The organism is Exiguobacterium abrahamii (genome assembly GCF_015645365.1).
In the GTDB taxonomy this organism is placed as follows: Bacteria; Bacillota; Bacilli; order Exiguobacteriales; family Exiguobacteriaceae; genus Exiguobacterium_A; species Exiguobacterium_A abrahamii.
This window is the reverse complement of record NZ_JADOYC010000001.1, coordinates 639819-664866: the sequence shown is the minus strand read 5'-3', so window position 1 is coordinate 664866 and position 25048 is coordinate 639819. Positions and strand designations below refer to the sequence as shown.

General features: G+C 47.3%; 23 protein-coding genes and 1 tRNA gene. 2 read left to right on the top strand and 22 right to left on the bottom strand.

The window, feature by feature from the left end:
- Window positions 1–79: 79 nt before the first annotated feature.
- The 22 genes from hemA to ITJ88_RS03145 form a co-directional block, all read right to left on the bottom strand.
- Window positions 80–1420, bottom strand: a complete 1341-nt coding sequence (hemA, locus tag ITJ88_RS03250; RefSeq protein WP_035396598.1) for a glutamyl-tRNA reductase — start codon at window positions 1418–1420, stop codon at window positions 80–82.
- A gap of 214 nt (window positions 1421–1634) precedes the next feature.
- Window positions 1635–2777 carry an AI-2E family transporter gene (locus ITJ88_RS03245; RefSeq protein WP_195864649.1) on the bottom strand — a complete coding sequence of 381 codons (1143 nt, stop codon included), beginning with the start codon at window positions 2775–2777 and terminating at the stop codon, window positions 1635–1637.
- 27 nt (window positions 2778–2804) lie between these two features.
- Window positions 2805–4238: a glycosyltransferase family 2 protein gene (locus ITJ88_RS03240; protein WP_195864648.1), complete on the bottom strand. Its 1434-nt coding sequence runs from the start codon at window positions 4236–4238 to the stop codon at window positions 2805–2807.
- Entirely contained in the window at window positions 4228–5247 is a 1020-nt protein-coding gene (locus tag ITJ88_RS03235) for a HEAT repeat domain-containing protein (protein ID WP_195864647.1), read from the bottom strand. Before ITJ88_RS03235 ends, ITJ88_RS03240 begins: the two co-directional genes overlap by 11 nt.
- On the bottom strand, window positions 5247–5993 hold the full coding sequence (locus tag ITJ88_RS03230) for a response regulator (protein WP_195864646.1): 747 nt from the start codon (window positions 5991–5993) through the stop codon (window positions 5247–5249). The genes ITJ88_RS03235 and ITJ88_RS03230 overlap by 1 nt, the downstream gene beginning before the upstream one ends.
- Window positions 5994–9041: a hypothetical protein gene (locus tag ITJ88_RS03225; RefSeq protein ID WP_230088511.1), complete on the bottom strand. Its 3048-nt coding sequence runs from the start codon at window positions 9039–9041 to the stop codon at window positions 5994–5996. It abuts the gene before it with no gap.
- A 181-nt stretch (window positions 9042–9222) separates the two neighbouring features.
- Window positions 9223–9804, bottom strand: a complete 582-nt coding sequence (gene yihA / locus ITJ88_RS03220) for a ribosome biogenesis GTP-binding protein YihA/YsxC (RefSeq protein ID WP_023468975.1) — start codon at window positions 9802–9804, stop codon at window positions 9223–9225.
- A gap of 1 nt (window position 9805) precedes the next feature.
- Complete coding sequence (gene lon, locus ITJ88_RS03215) at window positions 9806–12115, bottom strand: endopeptidase La (protein ID WP_023468976.1); 2310 nt, start codon at window positions 12113–12115, stop codon at window positions 9806–9808.
- 69 nt (window positions 12116–12184) lie between these two features.
- On the bottom strand, window positions 12185–13450 hold the full coding sequence (gene clpX / locus ITJ88_RS03210) for an ATP-dependent protease ATP-binding subunit ClpX (RefSeq protein WP_023468977.1): 1266 nt from the start codon (window positions 13448–13450) through the stop codon (window positions 12185–12187).
- A gap of 234 nt (window positions 13451–13684) precedes the next feature.
- Window positions 13685–14977, bottom strand: coding sequence for a trigger factor (gene tig / locus ITJ88_RS03205; protein ID WP_029342286.1), 1293 nt, complete (start codon window positions 14975–14977; stop codon window positions 13685–13687).
- Window positions 14978–15087: 110 nt separating this feature from the next.
- Window positions 15088–16071, bottom strand: a complete 984-nt coding sequence (locus ITJ88_RS03200) for a hypothetical protein (RefSeq protein WP_195864645.1) — start codon at window positions 16069–16071, stop codon at window positions 15088–15090.
- A gap of 28 nt (window positions 16072–16099) precedes the next feature.
- A complete protein-coding gene (locus tag ITJ88_RS03195) occupies window positions 16100–16633 on the bottom strand; it encodes a hypothetical protein (RefSeq protein WP_230088510.1) in 534 nt (177 codons plus the stop codon).
- Window positions 16634–16726: 93 nt separating this feature from the next.
- A tRNA-Arg gene (locus ITJ88_RS03190) sits at window positions 16727–16800 on the bottom strand.
- Between the two features lie 73 nt (window positions 16801–16873).
- The gene (locus ITJ88_RS03185; RefSeq protein ID WP_195864643.1) at window positions 16874–17383 is read right to left on the bottom strand and encodes a metallophosphoesterase family protein; all 510 of its coding nucleotides are present in this window, start codon (window positions 17381–17383) and stop codon (window positions 16874–16876) included.
- A gap of 5 nt (window positions 17384–17388) precedes the next feature.
- Complete coding sequence (locus tag ITJ88_RS03180) at window positions 17389–17982, bottom strand: XTP/dITP diphosphatase (protein WP_195864642.1); 594 nt, start codon at window positions 17980–17982, stop codon at window positions 17389–17391.
- The gene (gene rph, locus ITJ88_RS03175; RefSeq protein ID WP_195864641.1) at window positions 17979–18734 is read right to left on the bottom strand and encodes a ribonuclease PH; all 756 of its coding nucleotides are present in this window, start codon (window positions 18732–18734) and stop codon (window positions 17979–17981) included. Before rph ends, ITJ88_RS03180 begins: the two co-directional genes overlap by 4 nt.
- On the bottom strand, window positions 18735–19541 hold the full coding sequence (gene racE / locus ITJ88_RS03170) for a glutamate racemase (RefSeq protein WP_023468984.1): 807 nt from the start codon (window positions 19539–19541) through the stop codon (window positions 18735–18737). It lies immediately after the preceding gene.
- Between the two features lie 86 nt (window positions 19542–19627).
- Window positions 19628–19891: a phosphocarrier protein HPr gene (locus tag ITJ88_RS03165; RefSeq protein ID WP_012371023.1), complete on the bottom strand. Its 264-nt coding sequence runs from the start codon at window positions 19889–19891 to the stop codon at window positions 19628–19630.
- A gap of 65 nt (window positions 19892–19956) precedes the next feature.
- Window positions 19957–20412, bottom strand: coding sequence for an acyl-CoA thioesterase (locus ITJ88_RS03160; protein ID WP_195864640.1), 456 nt, complete (start codon window positions 20410–20412; stop codon window positions 19957–19959).
- Between the two features lie 56 nt (window positions 20413–20468).
- Window positions 20469–21275 (bottom strand): succinate dehydrogenase iron-sulfur subunit, encoded by an 807-nt coding sequence (gene sdhB / locus ITJ88_RS03155; protein ID WP_023468986.1) that lies wholly within the window; start codon window positions 21273–21275, stop codon window positions 20469–20471.
- A complete protein-coding gene (gene sdhA, locus ITJ88_RS03150; RefSeq protein WP_195864639.1) occupies window positions 21275–23038 on the bottom strand; it encodes a succinate dehydrogenase flavoprotein subunit in 1764 nt (587 codons plus the stop codon). Before sdhA ends, sdhB begins: the two co-directional genes overlap by 1 nt.
- Before the next feature lie 19 nt (window positions 23039–23057).
- Window positions 23058–23675 (bottom strand): succinate dehydrogenase cytochrome b558 subunit, encoded by a 618-nt coding sequence (locus tag ITJ88_RS03145; protein ID WP_035406385.1) that lies wholly within the window; start codon window positions 23673–23675, stop codon window positions 23058–23060.
- A gap of 213 nt (window positions 23676–23888) precedes the next feature.
- On the opposite strand from ITJ88_RS03145, the gene ITJ88_RS03140 reads away from it, so the two are divergent.
- Window positions 23889–24308 (top strand): YslB family protein, encoded by a 420-nt coding sequence (locus ITJ88_RS03140; protein ID WP_195864638.1) that lies wholly within the window; start codon window positions 23889–23891, stop codon window positions 24306–24308.
- A gap of 117 nt (window positions 24309–24425) precedes the next feature.
- Window positions 24426–25040 (top strand): PH domain-containing protein, encoded by a 615-nt coding sequence (locus ITJ88_RS03135; RefSeq protein ID WP_023468990.1) that lies wholly within the window; start codon window positions 24426–24428, stop codon window positions 25038–25040.
- Window positions 25041–25048: the final 8 nt, after the last annotated feature.

Below are 25048 nucleotides of genomic sequence, written 5' to 3'. Positions count from 1 at the left end.
AAATCCCCCTGTACAATGATAAAGGGGCGGCACAAGTCCGCCCCATGCATTTTCTATTGTAACACAAATCGTGCTTTGTTCACCGGTTCACAGCTTTTGCGGAAGGTGTCGTCTCTTCTGATGTCATGACGTCATCTTCGAGTCCTTCAAACAAGTCTTCGTTTAATGCAAACGTATCCATGAACTGCGCAATCCGCTCATCGGCATCTGGCTTCGCTGCCGCATCTTTAATATAAGACAACGGCTCACGCAACAACTGATTGATGATTGATTTCATGTGTTTGCCAATAACGGTTTTTTCGCGTTTTGACATATCCGGTAATTTCCGTTCCAAGCTTTGCATCGTTTCTTGTTGAATGCGTAACGCCTGGTCGCGTAATTCCGTGATGATCGGTACGACACCAAGTGTCGTCATCCAACCTTCGAACTCAGCGATTGCTGCTTCGATCCGTTGTTCGATCTTCGCTGCTTCCTTCATGCGTTCCGCCATGTTTTGTTGGACGATTGATGTCAAATCATCGACATCGTACAAATGAACACCTGGCAAGTCACCGACGGTCGGTTCAATGTCGCGTGGTACGGCGATGTCGATCAAGAGGAATGGACGATCGTGACGGAACAGCTGTGCTGCCGCGATGTCTTCCCGTTTGATGATGGCACGTTTTGCACCCGTTGAAGAGATGACGATGTCTGCCCGAAGCAAACCGCACTGCATCTCGTTAATCGAATGTGCCGATCCTTCGAACCGATTCGCGACCTCTTCTGCTTTAGCTAACGTCCGGTTAAAGACCGTGATATCGCGTGCCCCTGCTTCATATAGGTTAAGCGTCGTCAATTCGCCAGTTTCTCCCGCACCGATGACGACGATTGATTTATCTTCAAGCGATCCGAGTAACTGTTCGGCAAGCGTGACAGCGGCAGCACTGACAGAAACGGCATTTTCACCGATTCCAGTTTCTGCGTGAGCCCGTTTGGCGAGCGTGACCGCTTCTTTGAAGAGTTTATTGAAGACCGTTCCTGTCGTTTCAAGCTTCTGAGCCATGAAGAAGCTTGTCTTGACTTGACCAAGAATCTGCGTTTCACCGACAATCATCGAATCAAGTCCACTCGTGACGCGGAACAGATGTTTCATCGCATCAAACCCTTCATGGATGAAGAGATACGGCTCCAGTTCCTCCATCGTCAATCCGAACCAGTTTGCAAGGAAACGTTTCGTATAATACCGTCCTGTATGTGGCTGATCCGTCACGACGTACAGTTCCGTCCGGTTACATGTCGAGACGATGACACTCTCAAAAATACTTTTTTCATCGCGCAATGCGACGACCGCTCCCTTCATCTCATGCTCCCCAAATGAGACTTGTTCGCGTATTGATACAGGCGCTGTTTTGTTGTTCAAGCCGACCACTACGATATGCATGCGCTCTACCCCTTACGTCCAAAAATTTCGTTCCGATCTATCTTTTCGTTCTCTATCCTACATTATAACCATTATAAAAAAGATTCCAATCAATTTATAAACTAAAATGAGTCGAAGTTGTGAAATCTTCTTCATTTTTTCTCTTCTTCTACCTTATCCCTCTCTCATGAAAATCACAAACCCTCTGCTCCTAAAAAGGTCAGAGGGTTACACTTTACTTCAAGGATTCAGGTGATACCGTCACGTCCGGTACGTCAAGACGTTGCTGACGTAAACGATAGATCCGAACGATATTTTGAACGACGACTTTTGTTACCGCATAGGTCGGAACTGCTAGGATGACACCGATGATCCCACCGATTTTCCCAGCAACGAGTAAGACGATGATGATCGTCAGCGGATGAACCTTGAGTGTTTTCCCTTGGACATAAGGAGAAATCAAGTTCGACTCGATTTGCTGCGCGACGACGATCGTGATGATCGCATAGACGGCTTTGATCGGATCATCGATGAACCCGACGATGACCGCCGGTACGGCACCAATGTAGGGACCAAGATACGGAATGATGTTCGTGACCGTACAGAATAAGGCAAGCAGTAACGCATATTGAATATCTGAAATGAAGAAGCCAATCAATGACATAAGACCGACACAGATCGAGACGATGACTTGTCCATTGACATAATGCTTCACTGTCACATGCATGTCGTGCAAGATTTTACGCGTTTCTGTTTCATAGCTTTTCGGCAACAGCTTCACAACGGAATCCGGAAACTTATAGCCGTCAAGCAACATATAAACTAAGATGAACGGCACTAAGACGATGATTAAAACGGTCGAAGAGATGACACCAAAAATCGTTCCGACAGACGTCGAGACAGACTTAAAGACGGTACCGATATACGACGTTGCTTCATTCGTCCACTTGTCAAACAAGTCCGTATTCTCGTGAACCCATGTCGAGATGAAACGATTGTTCATCAACTGATCGCGTAAATTTAACGTCTGATCGCGCAATTCAACGACGAGTGTCGGAATGCTTGTCGCAAAATCCGTCACCTGCTCGACTAAGATTGGTCCGATGGATGCGACCGCAATCGTCAGGATCGTAATGAAACCAAGCAGGACGATTAAGACAGCAAGCCCACGCTTCTTAACCCGTTTTTGTAGTGCGTCCACGATGCCAAGCGTAAAATAATAGAAAATCCCTGCGATGATCAATGGCGGGAAAATCAAGGCCAACATGACACGAATCGGCTGGAATAAAAATGAAATTTTCGTTCCAACCCAGATGACGAGAAAAATCACTAATATCCAGATCAATGCTTTAAACCACTTGTTTCGTAACAACTCCACCTAACTTATCCCCCTCATACCTATTCGTCAGCCGACTTTTTCCTCGGTGACGTCTTCGAGACGTTGGCGCTCCATCTGCCCCCAGTGTCCTCGACCAGTCAAGAATTGAATCAATCCTCCTAGCTTGAAGAAGACGAGAATCGGACGGTACCAGAACGACTCGGTTAAGGACCATAGATACAACCGAATCAATTCCTTGACGTTCTTGAATCGGTGCATCGTCCACTCTTCCAATAATACGGCACCTGCTGACAATAAGGAACCATAGAGTAAAGCGACTACCAGCAAGACGATCCCAAATTCAAAGTTGAGTGTACCGACGAGTAGGTTAAGCGGAATGATGAAATAACCGATCAGTTCGACGATTGGTCCGAGTAGTTCAATCAAAAAGAAATACAACATCGAGACGCTACCAACAGAACCATATTTCGGATTGCCAATCATCCGTTTATGCGTCCACAGCGTCTCAGCAAGACCACGATGCCAACGTGTTCGCTGTGAACGTAACACTTCCATCGATTCTGGAGCTTGTGTCCAACAAACTGGTGCTGGAACATACTCGATCCGTTTATCGAGTTTATTTTCCTTCATGTACCGGTGCAAACGGACGACAAGCTCCATGTCCTCACCGACGAGCCCTTCTTTATATCCCCCCGCCTTAACGACGATGCTCTTTTGGAACAATCCGAAGGCACCGGAGACGATCAACAAGATGTTGAAGCGACTAAGACCAAGGCGACCGAACAAGAATGCCCGGAAATATTCAATCATCTGCATCAGGACGATTCGTTGCTTCGGTGTCCGAATCTCGACGATTTCGCCGCCTTCGATCGTACATCCGTTAACGAGGAAGATCGAACCACATGTCGCGACGACTTCTTCATCTGACTCGACGATTGGCTTCATGACTTTCAACAACGCATCACGCTCTAAAATCGAATCTGCGTCGAGTGAACAGAAATACGGATAACTCGAGTGGTCGATACCGGCATTCAAGGCATCTGCCTTTCCACCATTCTCTTTATCGATGACGATCAAACGACTGTCAATCCGGGATCGATAGACCTGCTTGATTGGTTTTGAACCGATCAAGATACGTGGATACTGGATTTCTTTCTCTAACTCATACGCACGAAACAGTTCATCCATCGTTCCGTCCTTTGAACCATCGTTAATGACGAGTACCTCATGCTCCGGATAGTCAAGCGCTAGCAAGGCCTGGACACTTGAGACAATCGTATATTCTTCATTATAGGCCGGAACAAGGATACTGACCGGTCGTGTATAGAGAGACCGCATCAACGGTAAATAAGAACTTTCTTTCCGGCGGAAACGTTGCCGACGCACCATCTGAGCAGAAATCAAATAAAGTGTCGAATAGAATACGATGACGAGTAACATATAAATCAATACGGTCCAGGAAAGGACTTCAATAATGGCTTGGATTGTCTCAGACGACATGATGCTTCATCTCCTTTGCCAACCGTTCTGTAGCTTTTTGACGCGCATAGCGGTCGGGATGTGTACTTGATACCTTCGCCAACTGTTCGATTCCACCACAAGCAAGTAGTGCATCAAAGGCTGCCGTCCGGACCCACCAAGAGCGACTACCGACGAACGGCAGGATCGCTGGTATCGCATCGTCTGGAACGACGTGCTCTAAGAAACGAAGGGCAAGCATCTGCTCGACCCAACTTGATTCTTCTTCCAAGTAAGGGACATACAATTTCCAGTCTTCCTCAAGTCCAATCCGAGTGAGCGCGCGAAGGGCACGTTTTCGGATTTCCGGATTTTCATCCGTTGTCTTGTCACGGACAAGTGCGATATAACGGGTCTCATCTCGATCAAAGATCAGCTGTAGAATCGCTAACTTAAACGATAACGTCAATTCTTCAAAAGCAGTCACCCACTCCGTCAAATCTTGACTACGACCGACAGCAAGGATAGCGCCAAAGAAGCTAATCTCATTTTCTTGTTTAGCAATCGCAATCGCATCTTGCGGGGATAAGGAGACAAGTGTCCGGACGATGACATCGCTCTCCTCTTTTTCAATTGCCTTCCCCCAACGCGCATGAATCATTGGTGCGACTGCAACCAAACGGAATTGTGAAACGGCTTCATAGGCGTTCAAACGGCGGTCGATCCGCCGATGCTTCAATTGTTGCTCATAATACGCTTGCATATTAGAGGCGACGAAAGCTTGTATACGTTCAAGATGCACCGGCGTTGCCGTCAAGTTGGACAACGCGAACAATTCAAGCTCCGCTAAATCTTCGTTTCCTTTTTGAATCGTTGGCATGTCTTGACGTTCACTTGTCGCATAGTCATAGATGTCATCTCGAAAGGCAAGCTGCCAATCGCGACGCGCATGCTCACGATTGGCGCGTTTTCGTTTTTGAACGACAAGATAGATCAACGCTCCACCTTGTAAGAAGATGAGTACGACGATGAATACTAGAATCGCTTGCATCATCGGCCGTCCTCGACTTTGCGAATCCACGCACGGAACTCTTCGATTTTCAGTGGAAGCGTCATGATGTAATCAACACCACGATCAATCGCTAGGACATGATCACGTTCGCGGTTATACATCGAGATCATCATCGATTGGAATGGTGCGACACTCTGTTGTTTCGCTCGCAGCAGCAGTTCCAGTCCATCCGCTCGCGGCAACGCGGACGTGAACACGAGTAGGTACGGACGGGATGCCACATACTCATCGAGAAACGTCTCCGCTCGCTCGAACGTCACGAAGCGTTCGAAGCGGTCGGTCAGTTCCCGTTCCATCATCCGACGAATATGCGGATCTTCCGTTACGACGACGACGTCTGCGATATGATGGATTTTCTTATAACGCGCAAGGCGATCGAGAACAAGCTCCCGCGACAGCGTCGCCGGTAGCACTTCACGTGCATTCTCTAATCCATAGAAAGAAGGTTCCGTATTAAAGTAGACGACGGGAATCCGCTCCTCGATGACGGGTTTGCTTGCGAGAACGACATCCGCATAAGAAATGTCCGTCCGCACGCACCACCCTTCCTCGATCAGACCATTGATCGTCTCCGGCATTTGTCCGACCGTGTGTACGAACAAGGTATTCGCTGTTGATTCACGGACAGCCTCTTCCGTCCATTCGATCGTCGAACTGACCTCACGATCTTGAGTTGTTGCTTCAAACGACTGGTGGATCAACTTCCACATCTCTTCACGTCGCATTTAGTTTCCTCCCTCAGTGAATGCTTTTTTCATCGTATGATAGACCGGTTTTAATTCTTCCCGTTGTTGTGGGTTCGTCCACTCGGCCCAGTTATAGAAACCCCGATCCTTCTCTGGAATACGTGTCTCACCGATTTGACCTGTAACTTCGATTCCTTCCGTGATCATCTTCGCTTCGAGTCCATCTTTCCAGAAGTCTCCGATGATTTCATGTTTACTTGGATCACGCATATTCAAGACCATCCATGGAATACGAAGTTCAACGGTTGGTTTCGTGACATCTGAGATATCCGTCAAGATGTCATCCGGCTCTCCTTCATGTAAAACACCTGTGTCCCATTTGACAGCTGGTTTGACGATTTTTTTCGTCACCGGGTCTCGTCTTGCATAATCGAGCATTTGATAGATTGGAACGAACTTGCCGCTGTCTTTTTGATCAGATGGCGGTTTCACCATCTCAAACGGCATCTTCAGACCGTAATGATAACGGAAGATGTCATAGCGAGCATCGACATCGATACGCGCTGTCTGATCAATTGTCAAACGGTATTCGGCTCCTTCCTCAAGCGTCAATGGACCGACTTTCGTATTCCCGTCATTCGGTTTCGTCGATAGTGCAAGTGTCGTCGGCTCCGCTTTCTTCCGGTCGATGCGCAAGTAGAGATACGCCTCGTCAGAAGTCATATAAATCGCTTGATCCTTATTTTCAGCAACTGGAGCATACCCTTTCCAGTCATCCAGTTTTCCGTCAATGACGATATCTGAACGAAGGAAACCAAGCATCCCGAAATGTTGCTCACTCGTCTGGACATTCGACCAGCGTGGACGCGTATCCGCATCATCATAATCCATCGTATTCCACGTCCGTTTGAACCATTCATCTTGCCAGATGAAGACGAGTCCACCGGCTGTCTTGACGTCCTTGATGTCTTGATAGAGCTGTGCGACAAGTTCACCTTGTTTCTTCTCACTGACATGTCCTTGATCGAAACCATTCGGTCCAAGGTGTGTCTTCCCGCGTGAACTTGGAATTCCGAATTCTGATACGAGCAACGGCATATCATGATAATCTTTCATTTCTTTTAGATAACGAGCATAGGATTCAGAACCCTTATCAGCTTTTTGACTGTATTCTTCTTTAATGAACGAAGGATAGTACGGATAGATGTGGTAAGACGCAAACAAGCCGCCCGGGAAATCCTTCGTTGCTTTTAAATGATTGAAGTCAATAGAGACGAGATCTTGCTCTTCTTCAACTTCTTTCGGGTGTTTTAACGGATCCGTCGTCGGCCAGTTCGTCGAACCAATCGGTCGAGTCGTGCCATACTCTTTGATTTCGTGTGCTGTCGCTGTATCCATTCGACCAGCAAGCCACGATTCGAACGGGGACGCCTCTTTTGTCGTCGTCACGTATTTCCCTTCGAAACGTGTGCCTTTGTTCTTTTTATTCGTCTCAATGACAGCTTCCGGTAACCATTCGATTCCGAAGACGAATGCTGAAACGTATTGCGAGACGTCCGATGTATATGTTCCAGAAGCATGACCGACGACTTCCTTGACGACGGCGTTACCATGAATGACATCAACCATTCGTTTGGCTTCTGTATCGGTCATCTTCAAGAAGTCTGGCTCAAAAGCATTCTTCAACTCTTCAAATGGTTTTTCCTCAACCCACATACCTTGCATCAAATAAATCGGTTGCTTCGCCCGTTCGTTATATGCTTTTAATGCATCGTAAAAAGCAGGAGGATGTAATGTATACACGCGAATCGTATTGACACCCAACTCGCCGATTTCCTTTAGCCAACGATCGTATTCATTCCGACTGATGGCATGTTCCCCGGGAAATGCCCCCGGTCGACCGAGCCCGACGTTAACGCCTTTGACGAAATACGGCTTCCATTCGCCATCTTGATACATCTCAAGCGTGTCCTGTCCTTCACGCGCTCGTGTCCGCAACTCTTGATTACCAACTTTCGTTTGAGAAAGTGGTTTGACTTTCGCAGCCTGTGTCGAGACACGTTTTGTATCTTCTAGAATTCGTGTCAGGGTCGGGGCATAAATCTTCCAAAAGAATGCTGATTCACTCTCTGCACTATCGAGGATGAACTGTTTACGGAACCAGTCAAGACCACTGTATCGATAGTAGCGCGGGATATCCGCGACGTCGGTGTAGTCACCAGCAAAATAGTGACCACTTCCTTGCATGACATACGCTGGGAACTCAAGCGGCAACTGATACTTCCGAAGCATCGCTTGTGTCTGCTTTGACGGTTTCCAAGAAAAATGCGCTTGTTGCTCGCCACCATCTAGCTCTAAAATCTCGAACCAGTAGTTATACCGGACCTCATCTTTTGCACTGCCCTTGTTTTTATCCCATTTATAAAGTAATGGTGTGTCATCATTGACGAAAAAAGCTTTTTCCGTTGAGTCATTGATGAAGACATAACCTGGACCAGATAGTTTGAATTCTTTTTCTTTCGCCTGCGCTTTTAATTGAGCTACGACGTTCTTCTCAAGACCTTGCAACTTTGTTAAATCCGGGAAAAAACGACCGATCCATCCTGTCCAAGCGGTTCCGAACAATTGACGGAACGCATTGGACCGTTCGACTGACGTCGGACTTGCCGCCGTATTGAACTCCGCCACGACCGTTTTCCCTTGCGAAATGGCTTCGGTCGCGAGCTCGACGTCTTCCGTCGTCAAGCCACCACGATGTTCTTCTTTTCCGTTGACGTCATATGACTTTCCATACGTATCCGTAAACAACAGCACATCTGCTTTAGAGGCTTGTTGTAACATGTTTTCACCTTGTGTACCGTCATAACGGTTGATGTAGTCCGAATATGCATAATCCTGCCCTTGCGTATTTCGGATCTTTAAGTGATTCAATAACCACGTCGTTCCGGCATGCTCTCGCTCCTCCGTTCCGTTCGTGTAATCAAATAGTGCAATGTTTAATGTCTTTTCCTGTTTCAAGAACCAAATGGCAAATGGTGTCAGAATGAGTAAGACGACGATTGCGAACGTCCATTTATAACGTCTCATATTGGCATAGCCTCCCACTAGAACAATTTGTTCCTATCATTGTAACGTGAATCAAATGATGTTCATATATTGGAAATCAAATATGATGGAAGGAAATGATTAGATGCTACTTTTATATTACTTTACCCCTAACAAAAAAACGTTCCGTTCTCTTTTGTCGGAGAACAGAACGTTTCGTTTTTTACAGAAGACGATAAATCGCTTCCCATGCCGCATCGACGCCTTCTCCTGTCTCAGATGAGAAGGGAATCAAGGTATCTTGACCGTCAAATTGCAATTTACGCTTGATTGCCGCGATATGTTTATCACGTTGACTCTTTTTGATCTTATCGAGTTTTGTCGCGACGACGATGACCGGTAGATCGTAATACTTCAAGAAATCATACATCGTCACATCATCCGCAGACGGATCGTGTCGGATGTCGACGAGCTGTACGACACCTTTGAGGATTTCCCGTTGTGTGAAGTACTTCTCCATCATTTTGCCCCACGCTTCACGCTCCGTCTTCGAGACTTTCGCATATCCATAACCCGGTACATCGACGAACATGACTTCATCATTGATGTTGAAGAAGTTCAAGGTTTGCGTTTTACCTGGTTTCGAAGATGTCCGCGCGAGTGCTTTACGCTGTACCAGTTTATTGATGAAAGAGGACTTTCCGACGTTCGATCGCCCTGCGAGTGCCACTTCTGGCAACAATGGCTCCGGATAATGTTCCGGATTGACGCCACTCGTAATAAAATCAGCTTTATAAATTTTCATGTTACTCTCCTTTTAATGCATGTTCGAGCACTTGCTCCATCGTCGCGACCGGAATGAATTCCATTCCTGCGCGGACGCTTTCCGGGATATCATCGATGTCCCGCGTATTGTCTTGCGGCAGCAGAACGGTCGTCAAGCCCGCACGGTGTGCTGCGAGTGACTTCTCCTTTAGTCCACCGATTGGTAAGACACGTCCACGCAACGTGATTTCACCCGTCATTCCGACGTCTCGGCGAACCGGACGTTTTGTTAAAGCGGAAATCAATGCTGTCGCGAGTGTGATCCCAGCAGATGGACCATCTTTCGGTACGGCACCCTCAGGAACGTGGATGTGGATGTCTTGCGTTTCGTAGAAGTTCGGTTCGATGCCAAGGGACGTCGCATTCGCTCGGACGAAGCTGTACGCGGTCTGAGCCGACTCTTGCATGACATCACCGAGTTTCCCGGTTAACTGCAATTTCCCTTTACCCGGAGCAAGGCTGACTTCGATCGTCAACGTATCGCCCCCAAAAGCAGTATACGCTAAACCAGTCACCGCGCCAATCATATCTTCGAGCTCGCCTTGACCATAGCGGTAGATCGGTTTGCCTAGGAAATCGTCCAGATTGCGCTTCGTCACCGTCACCCGTTTCTTCTCACCCATCGCGATTTGTTTCGCTGCTTTCCGGCAAAGTGAGCCGAGGACACGTTCGAGATTCCGTACACCGGCTTCTCGTGTATAACGACGGACGACTTCTTCTAGCGCGTCTGCTTTGACCGTCAATTGACTCTTTTTCAGACCATGTTCAGCCAGTTGCTTCGATAAGAGATGACGAACGGCAATTTCCGTCTTCTCTTGTTCCGTATAGCCACCGATTTGAATCAGTTCCATCCGATCGAGCAACGGTCCGGGGATGTTCGAGACATCGTTCGCTGTCGCGATGAACAGGACATTCGATAAATCGAATGGTTCTTCGATATAGTGATCGGAAAAGCTGTTGTTTTGTTCCGGATCAAGAACTTCAAGCATTGCGGATGACGGGTCACCACGGAAGTCATTTGACATCTTATCGATCTCATCGAGCAGGAAGACCGGGTTGTTCGTTCCTGCTTGTTTTAAACCACGGATGATCCGTCCTGGCATCGCACCGATATATGTCCGGCGATGTCCACGGATCTCCGCTTCATCGCGCACGCCACCAAGTGAAACGCGTACGAACTTCCGCTCAAGTGCTGTGGCAATCGAACGGGCAAGCGACGTTTTCCCGACTCCCGGAGGACCAGATAGACAGAGAATCGGTCCGCGCAATGAGTCCGTCAATTGACGAACGGCAAGATACTCAAGGATTCGTTCTTTGACCTTCTCTAGACCGTAATGGTCCTTTTCAAGCTGTTCCGAAGCAGCCGAGACGTTCAAGAAATCATCGGTTGCTTCATTCCACGGCAACGAGAAGAACCATTCGAGATAGTTGCGAATGACCCCATGTTCGGGACTCGTCGCCGGTACGACCGCTAAACGACTGATTTCCTTCTCGACGTTCGCAACCGTCGTTTCTGGTAAATCAAGCATCGCAAGCTGCTCCCGGTATTTCGTCGCATCGCTTTCAACAGAAGCTGATTCGCCACCGAGTTCTTGTTGAATCGTCTTCAATTGTTCCCGCAAGTAATACTCGCGTTGCGATTGTTCAATCGTCTTCTTCGTCCGTTCACGCATCTCACGTTCGAGTTCGACGACTTCATATTCGTGTTTCATGACATCAAGCAACATCAATCCTCGTTCGACCGGATCCTGTTGTTCGAGGAACTCCTGTTTCTTCGAAATATCGATTGGTAGCTTCGACGTAATATAGTCCGTCAATGAATCGAGGCGTTCGTATGTCTCAAATCGGCGACGTTCATCCGTTCCGATTCCTTTGATCCGAGAGACGAGCTGACCGAACTGTTCTTTGATGAGACGAACGAGCGCTTCTTGTTTCGCTCCTTTGATGTCCATCTTCTCGATTGGTTCGATGACGGCTTGATAACCCTCGTCCGTCTCTTCGACGTTTTCGATCCGGACACGTTCCTTCCCGATGACGCGGACACGGACCGTATCATTCCCGAGTTCACTCATCTTCGCGATTTGAACGAGCGTCCCAACCTGATGCAACCCGTCAACAGACGGCTCTGCCTCTGGATCACGTTGCGTGACGACGACGAGATCGATTTCGTGTTCCTTTGATGCAAGTAAGGCTTTTAAGGATACCGGACGCCCTACATCAATCGTCAATCCGATCAACGGATACGCGACGACACCGCGTAACGGTAAAAGTGGATATTGTTTTTTCTTCATTCGAATTCCTCCTAAACAAAAAGACTCGGAAAGGCGTACAAGTAGCCTCCGAGCCGATTTGTCACGGTGTTACGCCGTTTCTTTTTCTTTCCCATGTTCAATTGTACCATCTTTCAACTCAAGCGTTGGACCGCGTTTACCAGTCAACGTTTCTGCTGTAATGATGACTTTCGCGATGTCTTCACGTGATGGGATTTCGAACATGATATCAAGCATAGTTTCTTCGATGATCGAACGAAGACCACGCGCACCTGTTTTACGTTCGATTGCAAGTTTTGCAATCTCAAGAAGTGCATCTTCCGTGAAGTCGAGTTCGACATCATCGAGTTGAAGCATTTTCTTATATTGTTTCACGAGGGCGTTTTTCGGTTTCGTCAAGATTTGAACGAGTGCCTCTTCATCAAGTGGCTCGAGCGTCGCCATGACCGGCAAACGACCGATGAACTCCGGAATCAAACCGAACTTTTGAAGATCTTCTGGTAATGCAGCTGCCAGAATTTCTTTTTGTGTAAGGTTACGGTTCTCTGAATCGTTTCCGAATCCGATGACTTTTTTACCAAGACGACGTTTAATCGACTGATCGATACCATCGAATGCGCCACCGACGATGAACAAGATGTTCGTCGTATCGATTTGGATGAATTCTTGGTGTGGGTGTTTCCGTCCACCTTGTGGCGGTACACTCGCAACCGTTCCTTCCAAAATCTTCAGCAAGGCTTGTTGGACACCCTCACCAGATACGTCACGTGTAATCGACGGGTTTTCTGATTTACGAGCAATCTTATCGATTTCATCAATGTAGATGATTCCTTTTTCAGCCTTCTCGACATCGTAATCCGCAGCTTGGATGAGTTTCAATAGGATGTTCTCGACGTCTTCACCGACATAACCGGCTTCCGTCAAACTTGTTGCATCTGCAATCGCAAACGGTACGTTCAAGATACGTGCCATCGTTTGGGCAAGAAGTGTCTTACCGCTACCTGTTGGTCCAATCATGACGATGTTCGATTTTGAGAGCTCGACATCATCTGCGCGACCACCAGCATTGATTCGTTTGTAGTGATTGTACATCGCTACAGACAACGATTTCTTCGCTTTCTCTTGACCGATGACATAATCGTCAAGTGTCGTACGAATTTCATGCGGTTTCGGAACATTCTTCAGCTCGACTTCTTCTTCAGTACCGAGTTCTTCCTCTACGATTTCATTGCAGAGTTCGATACACTCGTCGCAAATGTAAACGCCAGGTCCAGCAACAAGTTTGCGTACTTGTTCTTGTGTCTTTCCACAGAAAGAACATTTTAGCTGACCTTTTTCTTCGTTAAATTTAAACATAAAGGTCCACCCCTTTAACGTGGAAATTGTATGGACGCCTGTAGCATCCCGTCTCACGTTTTACTATTTATGATTGTAGCATGAACAAGGAAAGTCTTTCAAATCCTGGACGAACGATTTACAGTTTGATGTTCTGAACCAAGGATCGTTTGTCCTTGTTTGACCTATCGTACAAAAAAATCGACTCCAAGACCAGAAATTGGGCTTGAAGTCGATCGAAAACCATGAAATGGCTTATTTTGCTTTTGCGTTGTCGACGAGAACATCGATAGCTTTACGGAATTGAAGATCGCCTTTAAGCGTTTCAAGACCACCTTGTGGTGCAAGCATCGTTTCAAGTTGATCCGCAGGGATGTTGTAGAGTTCTGACATTGATTGAAGTTCAGCTTGAGTTTCCTCATCTGTTACTTCGATTTTTTCGTCAGCAACGATTTGCTTGAGGACGAGACGTGCTTTAACGCGCTCTTCCGCTTGCTCTTTCATTTCAGAACGCATTGCCTCTTCTGTCGTTCCAGTCAACTGGAAGTACATGTTGAGGTCGATGCCTTGTGATTGAATACGTTGTGTGAACTCTTGAACCATACGCTCGACTTCGTTTTCGACCATGACTTCTGGAAGATCAACTGTCGCGTTTTTCGTAGCCGCTTCGACTAACTCATCGCGCATTGAAGCATCAGCTTCTTGTTTGCGTGTGTTTTCGAGACGCGTACGGATTTTTGTTTTCAACTCGTCGAGTGAAGAAACTTCTTCATCCATTTCTTTTGCGAACTCATCTGTCAATTCAGGGAGCTCTTGTGCTTTAACTTCGTGGATCGTTACTTTGAATGTAACTGGTTTTCCAGCGAGTGATGCTTCGTGGTATTCCTCTGGGAATGTCACTTCAAGATCTTTTTGCTCGCCAGTTTTTAAACCGACCATTTGCTCTTCGAATCCAGGAATGAAGTTTCCAGAACCGATGACGAGTGAGTAGTTCTCAGCAGTTCCGCCGTCGAATTGGTTTTCCCCATCGAAACCTGCGAAGTCGAATACGACTGTATCGCCATTCTCGATGACGCCATCTTCTTTAACGACGAGTTCTGCACCGCGTTCTTGTAATGTTTTGAGTTCAGCGTCGACGTCTTCGTCAGTAACGTTCGTTTCAACTGCTGTGTACTCAAGACCTTTGTACTCACCAAGTGTAGCTTCTGGCTCGATGACGAACGTGATTTTGAATTCGACTGGCTTGCCTTTTTCGAGTGTTTCAACGTCGATGTTCTCAAGCGCGATTGGCTCGATTCCTGATTCGACGACTGCACCTTCGATTGTGTCCTTGTAAAGGATATCGAGTGCATCTTGGTACAGTGCTTCTTCACCGTACATTTTGTTGAACATTGCGCGTGGCATTTTTCCTTTACGGAAACCAGGTGTGTTCAAAGTCTTAACGACTTTCTTGAACGCTTGGTCTACCGCTTTATCAAATGCTTCAGCAGGCGCTTCATACGTGAGGACGCCGAGGCTACCTGATTGTTTTTCCCATTTTGCAGTCATGCTGAGTCCCTCCAAAATTGTCAATTAGCGTACATGTGTGTACAACAAGTCACATTATAGCACAATCGTTCTGACGATTACCACTGTTGAACGAATCGTTTCCAGATGTCTCAATCGAAGTAAATCTGCTCGAATGCGATGACTTCCGGATAAAGGATATGTGCCGCTCGATATAACTGCTTCGCCAGCGGACTGAGGATACGTTCCGGTTCTTCACGTTCAAATGTCAGACCTGCGAGTTCTTCGCATGCTGCGAGCCACTTCTCCATGTCTGATCCGATTCGTTCTCGCTCTTCAAGATGGATCAATTGATCCGATCGCAGGACGAGCAACGCTCGAAACGGATCCATTCGCTCTAACGTATGCATCGATGCCAGTAACGCTTGTTGCTCCTGTTGATGTACTAGCAGGATTTCTTCTAACTCTTCACGTGACGAGATCGTCCAGTCTACATCTACGTGTGGCACATGAATGCTTACCGGATAGGACACGTGATGAAGCACGCTTCCTAATAACTGATCAATGACGAGTAAACTTTGATGTTCTGTCTCTTGCGCCTGTAAGTATTTTTGTGTGATGTATGCAATGAGCTCAGATGTCCGTTCGAATTCTCTACCGGTCAATTGGCGCATTTGTTCGACCCAACTGCCGTGTCGCAACACATGTATCAATTTCGTTGCTGATGTTACCTCACGTTGCGCAACAGGATTGTTTTGAACTGCCGGCTTTTGTTCGCGAACACGCATCTGTTGTTTGATTTCGTCTAATCGAAGCGCGAGCCCATACGGCAGATACGGTGACGCCGAGCGCAAGGCGAGTTTCATCGGATAACGTTCTCCGAGTTCATAAAGAAAGAGTGCGAGCACTTGCTCGACACCCTCGACTTCAAGAAAACGTTCTGCCACTGTTTCAAATCGTTCCCGGTCATGCATTAAGAGTGGTTGAATGACATAGAGCCGGTGTAAGACATCTTCTCCTGTCAATTGGTCAGTCTCTAATTCCATAATTAATTGTTCTTGTTTAGAAGCGGGCAAACGAAGAATGCGCGCTCGCTCTACTTCTAGTTCATGTTCCATCCAGCGCGATGTCCCCATATTCCGGCACTCCTTCATGTTCAACTTCTTATTTCGTAAATGGATCGAGTAAAGACGTCCAGTTCGTAATCGCTTCTTGAAGTTGTCCTGCCTGCTCGATTCCTAATCGATTCAATGTATCTAATGAGACGTCAGCTTCAAGTAATCGAGCGATGTCTTCCGATTGATTCACGTACTGCTCGAGTTTTGCACTTAAATTTTGCAATTCTTGCGGCGGATTTTCAAGTCCCGCTAATCGTTGATCGATTTGATCCAGTTCTTGATTGAACTGATCAATCGTTCCGTTTTCCTTCAACTTTTCGATTTGTTGATCGAGTGCCTGTTCAGGGTTTGCAGATTCACGCGCTGTCGTAGCTGCCTCATTCAAGGAAGCTGACAAATCTGACGTGACTTGTGCTGTATCTTTTGCAATGCCTTGAAGTTCTCCAGCGTAATCGACACTATTTTTTACATCGTTGACTTGTTGTTTTGCATCGTCGATTGTATTTGAAATCTCACTACATCCAGCAAGAAACGTACTTAGCACGAGGACTGCTCCAACTTCCTTCCACATTGCGTTCATCCCTTTCGAGTTCATGATACCTTAATTATAATCGAAAATCGGAATAAAAAAAAGAGACCACCCTCGTAAGGGCAGTCTCTATTTTAATTATAGCGTCCCAAGAGGGATTCGAACCCCCGACCGACGGCTTAGAAGGCCGTTGCTCTATCCTGCTGAGCTATTGGGACGTGTCAACACGAATAAACTATACTAGAACAATTCTTTCGTGTCAATCACATTACAAACATTGCATTTATTTTATTACAAAAATGTTCCGTCCAGATGCAGGGCATTCACTCGATCGCCATTCACATCAAGAAAATCGACAGAATAACGGTTTTGATCCACTTCAAGAATCGCATACGTCTTGTCTGGTCGGTGACGTGGCATCCGGATTGAACCTGGATTGATGAATAACACGCCGTCCCGATATTCAGCCTTCGCCACATGGGAATGACCATATAAGACGATGTCCGCCTGCTTTTCCTTCGCATGATGCTGTAAGACATCTAGACTGTATTTGACGTCCTGACGATGTCCGTGGACACAAAGGATGGTATGACCGTCCATTTCCGATACGACTTCTTCCGGAAAATCGTGTCCGTAATCACAATTCCCTCGCACAACACGATATGGATATAATGATTCGATGTCGCGCGTCAATTGGGAGTCCCCACAATGAAATGCCGCATCCACGTCTTGATGACGTTCGAATATCGTAAGCAGTTCTTGTTCTAGTCCATGGCTATCACTAACGATCAACGCTCTCATCTTCATCACACTCCTAAGAAAGTAGTTAAGTCCTGTTCGAGCTTACGCAATGCATTGCCACGATGACTAATCATCGCTTTTTCTTCTTTCGTCAATTCAGCAGCCGTCTGTCCGCTTTCTGTGACGAACAATGGATCATAACCGAACCCGTTCGAACCCGACGCTTCAAAACCGATTCGCCCTTCCATCGTCCCACGAACCGTCAATGTCTCACCCGTTGGTTTCGCTAGCGCGAGTACACAAACGAAGCGCGCCGTCCGCTCTTCCTCCGGAACACCTTCTAACTTTTCCAGTAGTAGAGCATTGTTCGCCGCATCCGACTTTTCAAGACCCGCGAAGCGTGCCGAGTAGACGCCGGGAGCGCCATCTAAAGCATCGACTTCAAGACCTGAATCATCAGCAAGTACCGCGTGACCAAAGTAGGCTGCTGCCTCTGTTGCTTTTAAAAGTGCATTCTCCTCGAATGTCTCACCTGTTTCATCCGTTTCCGGAGCATCAGCGTGATCGAGTAACGATTCGACCAAATAACCGAGACGACCCAGCATGCTTTCAAGTTCCTTCACTTTACCTGCATTGTGTGTTGCGACGATGACTTTCATCTATGTTCCCCCACTTCTTCTCCTACATACCACCAAGAGACACCGAGTGCCTCACGACCAGCATCAATCAGCTCCTTAATTCCTTTTTCCCCAAGTTCGAGCATATCGAGCATCTCTTGACGGGAAAATGTCGACTCTTCTCCTGTTGCTTGCATCTCGACGATTTTACCCGATGAGGTCATGACGAGATTGAAGTCGACTTCCGCCGCAGCGTCCTCTTCATAGCATAGATCGAGCAAGACATTCGACTCGACGATTCCAACCGAGATGGCTGCGATGCCCTCTTTGATCGGTGTATCTGTCAGTTTTCCCGCTTGAATCAATTGATCGACTGCTCGGACGAGTGCCAAAAAACCACCAGTGATCGATGCCGTTCGTGTACCGCCATCTGCCTGAATAACGTCACAATCGATCCAGATCGTTCGTTCCCCGAGCTTCTCTAAATCAATGACGGCTCGAAGCGAGCGGCTGATGAGACGTTGGATTTCCATCGTCCGTCCCGTCTGCTTGCCGCGGACGGCTTCTCGTGCGGTCCGTTGAGCCGTCGCACGTGGCAACATCGAATATTCCGCATTGATCCAGCCCTGGCGTTTACCGCGAAGGAACGGTGGCACCTTCTCCTCGACGGTCGCCGTACAGAGGACTTTCGTATCGCCCAGTTCAATCAAGACAGAACCTTCTGCGTGTTTATTGACATCAATCGATAATTGAACAGGACGGAGATGATCCGCCGTTCGTTGGTCTATCCGCATTTAATCTTCCTCCGTTCCAAGCACGATGCGCTCCGCATGGATGGTCTGATCGAGCCAGTCCGTCGCAATCTGATCAAATGAGCGGATATCGCCTGTCGCGTAATAACGATGTTCCGGAATTTGTGTCACATCTGCTGAAATCGTATTGTAATCAAGTAGTGCTGCTACCTCGAGCGCTGTCTCGTCTCCTGAAGAGATTAGCTGGACGCCTGGTCCGATGACCCGTCCAATCACATCTGCTAGGAGCGGGTAATGAGTGCACCCGAGGATCAATGTATCCATATCGTAATTCATCAATGGTCGTAATGTATTGGCAACGACACGTTCGACGTACGCACCGTCTGTCTGCATCGACTCGACGAGCGGAACGAATGGCGGGCACGCTAACGATTCGACGACGACTTGTCCTTCGACGTGGCGTAACGCCTTCTCGTAGGAATTACTTGTAATCGTCATCTTCGTTCCGATGACACCGATTCGTTTCGTACGCGTCACCTTGACTGCCGCACGGGCCCCAGGATCAATGACACCGATGACAGGTATATTTAAACGTTCTCGCGCTTCTTTTAGGACGACAGCCGTGGCTGTGTTACAGGCGATCACGATCAATTTCACATCTTGTTGCACGAGATAATCAATCATCTCCCACGTAAACTCACGAATCTCCTCTTCTGGGCGAGGACCATACGGACACCGTAATGTATCCCCGACATAGATGATTCGCTCATGGGGCAACTGTCGCATCAATTCACGTGCGACCGTCAACCCACCGACTCCGGAATCCAGTACTCCAATCGCTCGATTCACTCTTCTCCACCTCTTTCTCTCATTCCTATGGTAACAAAAAAGGACGACGGTGCAAGACCGGCGTCCGAGAATGTACGATTACAGGATTACTGAGCAAGACCTTCGCTAGTCAGCATATCTGAAAGAGTCGTGATTGCTTCAGAAGCATCGTCACCGTTTGCAACGATTTTGATATCTGAATCTTTCGCGATTCCGAGTGAAAGAACACCCATGATTGACTTCAAGTTGACAGTCTTCCCGTTGTATTCCAAGTTGATGTCTGATTGGAATTTAGAAGCTGTGTTGACGAGCTGAGTAGCCGGACGAGCGTGAATGCCTGAATCCGCGATGACTTTGAATGTTTTTTCCATGATTAAGAAATCTCCCTTCACTAATAACGTACTAGTGAGTCGTTTTCGAATATGTGAACTCATTATCAAATGATAACGGATTCGAATCGATTCTGCAAGGAATTTTTATATGCTTCACTCCACGGGAATGCTTTCCCGGCACGGTCGATTTGTACCATCGATGTCCGTCCTGTGAACATCAGTTCACCTTGCTCATCAAATGCCGCATAGTGGACGTCACACGAGGCACTACCGACATGTACCGGGTACGCATAGACAGCGAGACGTGCCCGTGGGTAGACTTGGCGAATATAGTTACACTGGGCATCCGCAACGACGATGATGCCGTCTTCTGCAAGCGAATATCCTGTTTCCTCTAACATCAATGTCCGAACGTCCTCAAAATAGACGAACGGTACCCGGTTATTCATATGACCATAGGCATCCGTCTCCGCGAAACGAACAGCGACGTCGAGTCGTGTGCCATGTCTCATCTGTTCAAGCCATGATTCAAGTTCTGGAATATAAGCTGGTACGCGCACAATGAGTTCCTCCTGTCTGAATGAAAAAAGAAGGAGCAAGCTCCTTCTTTGATAAATCATGAACTAACGGCTTCACCTGTCCGTCCTTCATCACTGCCGAAGAACTTCTTGAATGAATGTAGTGTCGTCTGACGGTTCATCGCTGCGATTGAAGTCGTCAGTGGAATCCCTTTCGGACAAACCTCGACACAGTTTTGAGCGTTACCACACTGCATGATCCCACCGTCTTCCATCAACGCTTCAAGGCGTTCTTCCTTGTGGAAGGCACCTGTTGGATGCGAGTTGAATAGACGAACTTGTGAAATCGATGCTGGTCCGATGAATGTCGAACGATCGTTGACGTTCGGACATGCCTCGAGACACACGCCACACGTCATACATTTCGATAACTCATATGCCCATTGGCGTTTGTTTTCTGGCATCCGCGGTCCTGGTCCTAAATCGTACGTTCCATCGATTGGTACCCATGCTTTGACCTTTTTCAACGCATCGAACATGCGTTGACGGTCGACTTGAAGGTCGCGAACGATCGGGAACGTCTGCATCGGTTGAAGACGGATCGGTTGTTCGAGTTTATCGACGAGTGCCGTACACGACTGACGTGGTGTACCGTTGATGACCATCGAACAAGCGCCACAGACTTCTTCTAGACAACCCATGTCCCAGTTGATTGGTGTCGTTTTTTCACCGGCTGCATTCACAGGATTCCGGCGAATCTCCATTAAAGCAGAGATGACGTTCATGTTCGGACGGTACGGAATTTCAAACGCTTCATCATACGGTTTACCATCAGGTCCATCTTGACGTTGAACGATGAATTGAACCGATTTTTGCGTAGTAGATGATTCGAGTGGTGTCGCCATTATGCTTTCACCTCTTTCTTCGACTTCTTGCTGTAGTCGCGTTTCCGTGGTGGAATCAACGACGTGTCGACGTCTTCATAGAAGATTTCTGGATGACCATTCGTATAACGCGCCATCGTCGTCTTCAAGAACTGTTCATCATTACGTTCCGGGAATTCCGGTTTGTAGTGCGCTCCGCGACTCTCGTCACGTTTCAAGGCACCGAGTGTGATCGCTTCAGCTAAATCAAGCATGTGATCGAGCTGACGGATGAACGATGCCCCTTGGTTGCTCCAACGTGCTGTATCCGTAGCCGAGATACGCGTGAACCGATCGCGGAGTTCCTTGATTTTCGTCAGTGTCTCTTCGAGCTTATCGTTGTACCGGACGACCGTGACGTTGTCCGTCATGATTTCTCCAAGCTCACGGTGGATTTGATACGCGTTTTCCGTACCTTCCATTGATAAGATATCGTTGAAACGGTTGATCTCTTCAATCTTATGCGCTTCGACGACGTCCTCGCTCATCTCATGAACCGATGTCTCGAGTTCATTCATATAAGCGATGGCTGATGGTCCAGCGACCATTCCGCCGTATACCGCAGAGAGAAGTGAGTTCGCTCCGAGACGGTTACCACCATGCATCGAATAATCACATTCACCCGCTGCGAACAATCCAGGGATGTTCGTCATTTGATCGTAGTCGACCCATAGTCCACCCATTGAGTAGTGAACAGCTGGGAAGATCTTCATCGGTACTTTTCGTGGATCATCACCGACGAACTTCTCGTAGATTTCAAGGATCCCACCGAGTTTGACGTCGAGTTCTTTTGCGTCTTTATGCGATAGATCCAGATAGACCATGTTCTCCCCGTTGACGCCGAGTTTTTGATTGACACAGACATCGAAAATCTCGCGTGTCGCGATATCTCGTGGAACAAGGTTTCCGTACGCTGGATATTTTTCTTCGAGGAAGTACCAAGGCTTACCATCTTTATACGTCCAGACGCGACCGCCCTCACCACGTGCTGATTCACTCATGAGACGTAGCTTATCGTCTCCAGGAATCGCTGTCGGGTGAATTTGGATGAATTCACCGTTCGCATAGATTGCTCCTTGACGATAGACAGCTGCTGCTGCTTGTCCTGTGTTGATGACCGAGTTCGTCGATTTTCCGAAGATGACCCCAGGACCACCTGTCGCGAGGATGACAGAATCCGCGGCAAATGCCTCGATTTCCATCGTCCGGAGGTTTTGACAAACTGCTCCACGACAAATGCCATTGTCATCGATGATGGCACGAAGAAACTCCCATCCTTCATATTTTTCTACCAAACCTTGCGCTTCGAACTTACGAACCTGTTCATCTAATGCGTACAACAGTTGTTGTCCTGTCGTTGCCCCAGCGTATGCCGTCCGGTGATGCAACGTTCCTCCGAAACGTCGGAAGTCGAGTAAGCCTTCCGGTGTCCGGTTGAACATGACGCCCATTCGGTCGAACATATGAATGATTTTCGGCGCTGCTTCCGCCATTTTTTGAACAGGTGGTTGATTTGCGAGGAAGTCCCCACCGTATACCGTATCATCGAAATGCTGGTATGGTGAATCGCCTTCCCCTTTTGTATTGACCGCTCCGTTGATGCCACCTTGTGCACAAACAGAATGTGAGCGTTTGACGGGTACGAGTGAGAATAATTTAACTGGTACGCCTTGCTCTGCTGCTTTTATCGTAGCCATCAGACCGGCAAGCCCTCCGCCGATGATGACAAGATTCTTGTTCGCCATGTTGTCAGTTCCCCTTTCCTTACAACACGCCTGCAAACGTTAAGATCGAGCGTACGCCTACAAACGATAAACCGATGAATACGAGTGCTGCTACGTAAGACATCGCCCGTTGAGATGCTGGTGACTGCGTGATTCCCCATGTGATGCAGAACGTCCAAAGTCCGTTCGCAAGGTGGAATGTCGTCGCCAAGATCCCGACGATATAAAACGCGAGCATGAATCCGTTATCGACGATGTTCTGCATCATGCTTGCATCAACTTCTGTTCCCATCGCAGCGGCAATCCGCGTCTCCCAAACGTGCCATGTGATGAACACGACAAGGAATACACCGCTGAACCGTTGCAGTACATACATCCAGTTCCGGAAGTATGTATATCGTCCCGTGTTCGCAGAACCGGTGAATGCGATGTACACACCGTAGACACCATGCAAGATGATTGGAATGAAGATGACAAAAATCTCTAAGAACAATCGATACGGAACGCTCCCCACGAATTCCGCGGCCTTATTGAAGTCTTCCTCACCACGTACGATGAAGTAGTTCGTCGTTAAGTGCGAAAGTAAAAATAACCCGATTGGAATGACGCCGAGCAGTGAGTGTATCTTACGACTCACGAAATCACGATGATTCGCCATCCAAATCCCCCCTTTTGTTTGCCAATCAACCGTTGGCGCATTTTGGTAGAAAAGCGCTTTCATAAGGAAATTCGTCTTTTCATCACTTATTCTACTCCTGTCCTTTTTAGAAGACAACCCGAGCCGTTGCATTTAACTGCAAATTTTTTTAGGAAAACAATGACCGACAAGAATCATCTCGGTATAATGGTTCACAGATAGGAGTGAATCATGATGGATGCTACACCAAATCAAACACCACTTTTCGGTATCGAATTAATCCGAGATTATGTGCTGACCGATCTTCTCGGATCGGATTATCGGCAAGTCATCTACTGGGCAGGTAAACGTCTAGCGCGTCAATTCCCTGTCGTAGATGAATCTGAATTAGCCTCATTTTTTGAACAAGCAGGTTGGGGAACGCTCGAAATCAAGAAACGTAAAGGAACGGTCATCTCATTCGTGCTGTCTCCTCCTGATACGACGAGAGACGAACGACCACAAGGGTACTTCCAACTCGAAGCAGGGTTCCTCGCTGAACAGTTCTCCCGTTTTAACGGATGTGTCGCGGAAGGATATGCCGAGTTAACTAAAGAGCTCGTTCAAATCACGGTTCAAATCGATCCTAAAGATCCACTTGAACCACTCAAGTGAAATTTACATAGAACGTGACAGGAATCTTAATTTTCAACATCGAAATAGATTCATGAAACCTTTTGCAGTAAGTGCTCGTAAAATCATTCGTACACAAATCGCGAGGAGGAACTTCACATGTTCAAAAAACTAGCAGCAGATTTAACGGGATTCAGTGATATTGGACAAGTCATTCATCCTGATGATTTCGACAAGGCAGCCGCTGATGATTATGTCTTGCATGAAGACGGCGAGAAAATCTACTTCTTGATCAAATCTAAATCTGACGAGTATTGCTTTACGAATCTGGCGTTGATTCACCTCGATGGCGAAAGTGCCGTCAGTTCAAAACGCGTCTTGTATCGCTATCCGTACGCACACTATCCGATTCGCCACGTCATGTTCGAAACGGCGGGAACGGTCGATCTTGATGTCGAGATTAAATTCGAGATCGGTGGCAAACATTACTCGATCGACGTCGATAAGAAACAACTCGAACATGTGAAGGATCTTTACAAAACACTTCTTGCTATTGCTGAAAAACAGTATGAAGGACAAAAGATGCTCGAGTTCGCAAACAGCTCATTGAATCATTCGGTCACGATTCTCGGCGGACTTCGTCAAGGTGATATGAACGTACCGCAAACATTCAAGGAGTTGTCTGAACAATCCTTCGAGTGGCTACAAGGTCACTACCATCAGTGGAACCAGCGTGACTTCGGTTCATACTACGAGAAGTACATCAACAACTAATTATTTTA

What these genes read in the sequence shown, in the direction of transcription:
- hemA (WP_035396598.1), bottom strand. Translation starts at nt 1,420, where the DNA reads ATGCATATCGTAGTGGTCGGCTTGAACAACAAAACAGCGCCTGTATCA.
- ITJ88_RS03240 (WP_195864648.1), bottom strand. Translation starts at nt 4,238, where the DNA reads ATGTCGTCTGAGACAATCCAAGCCATTATTGAAGTCCTTTCCTGGACC.
- ITJ88_RS03235 (WP_195864647.1), bottom strand. Translation starts at nt 5,247, where the DNA reads ATGCAAGCGATTCTAGTATTCATCGTCGTACTCATCTTCTTACAAGGT.
- ITJ88_RS03230 (WP_195864646.1), bottom strand. Translation starts at nt 5,993, where the DNA reads ATGCGACGTGAAGAGATGTGGAAGTTGATCCACCAGTCGTTTGAAGCA.
- ITJ88_RS03225 (WP_230088511.1), bottom strand. Translation starts at nt 9,041, where the DNA reads ATGAGACGTTATAAATGGACGTTCGCAATCGTCGTCTTACTCATTCTG.
- yihA (WP_023468975.1), bottom strand. Translation starts at nt 9,804, where the DNA reads ATGAAAATTTATAAAGCTGATTTTATTACGAGTGGCGTCAATCCGGAA.
- lon (WP_023468976.1), bottom strand. Translation starts at nt 12,115, where the DNA reads ATGAAGAAAAAACAATATCCACTTTTACCGTTACGCGGTGTCGTCGCG.
- clpX (WP_023468977.1), bottom strand. Translation starts at nt 13,450, where the DNA reads ATGTTTAAATTTAACGAAGAAAAAGGTCAGCTAAAATGTTCTTTCTGT.
- tig (WP_029342286.1), bottom strand. Translation starts at nt 14,977, where the DNA reads ATGACTGCAAAATGGGAAAAACAATCAGGTAGCCTCGGCGTCCTCACG.
- ITJ88_RS03200 (WP_195864645.1), bottom strand. Translation starts at nt 16,071, where the DNA reads ATGGGGACATCGCGCTGGATGGAACATGAACTAGAAGTAGAGCGAGCG.
- ITJ88_RS03195 (WP_230088510.1), bottom strand. Translation starts at nt 16,633, where the DNA reads ATGAACGCAATGTGGAAGGAAGTTGGAGCAGTCCTCGTGCTAAGTACG.
- ITJ88_RS03185 (WP_195864643.1), bottom strand. Translation starts at nt 17,383, where the DNA reads ATGAGAGCGTTGATCGTTAGTGATAGCCATGGACTAGAACAAGAACTG.
- ITJ88_RS03180 (WP_195864642.1), bottom strand. Translation starts at nt 17,982, where the DNA reads ATGAAAGTCATCGTCGCAACACACAATGCAGGTAAAGTGAAGGAACTT.
- rph (WP_195864641.1), bottom strand. Translation starts at nt 18,734, where the DNA reads ATGCGGATAGACCAACGAACGGCGGATCATCTCCGTCCTGTTCAATTA.
- ITJ88_RS03165 (WP_012371023.1), bottom strand. Translation starts at nt 19,891, where the DNA reads ATGGAAAAAACATTCAAAGTCATCGCGGATTCAGGCATTCACGCTCGT.
- sdhB (WP_023468986.1), bottom strand. Translation starts at nt 21,275, where the DNA reads ATGGCGACACCACTCGAATCATCTACTACGCAAAAATCGGTTCAATTC.
- sdhA (WP_195864639.1), bottom strand. Translation starts at nt 23,038, where the DNA reads ATGGCGAACAAGAATCTTGTCATCATCGGCGGAGGGCTTGCCGGTCTG.
- ITJ88_RS03145 (WP_035406385.1), bottom strand. Translation starts at nt 23,675, where the DNA reads ATGGCGAATCATCGTGATTTCGTGAGTCGTAAGATACACTCACTGCTC.
- ITJ88_RS03140 (WP_195864638.1), top strand. Translation starts at nt 23,889, where the DNA reads ATGGATGCTACACCAAATCAAACACCACTTTTCGGTATCGAATTAATC.
- ITJ88_RS03135 (WP_023468990.1), top strand. Translation starts at nt 24,426, where the DNA reads ATGTTCAAAAAACTAGCAGCAGATTTAACGGGATTCAGTGATATTGGA.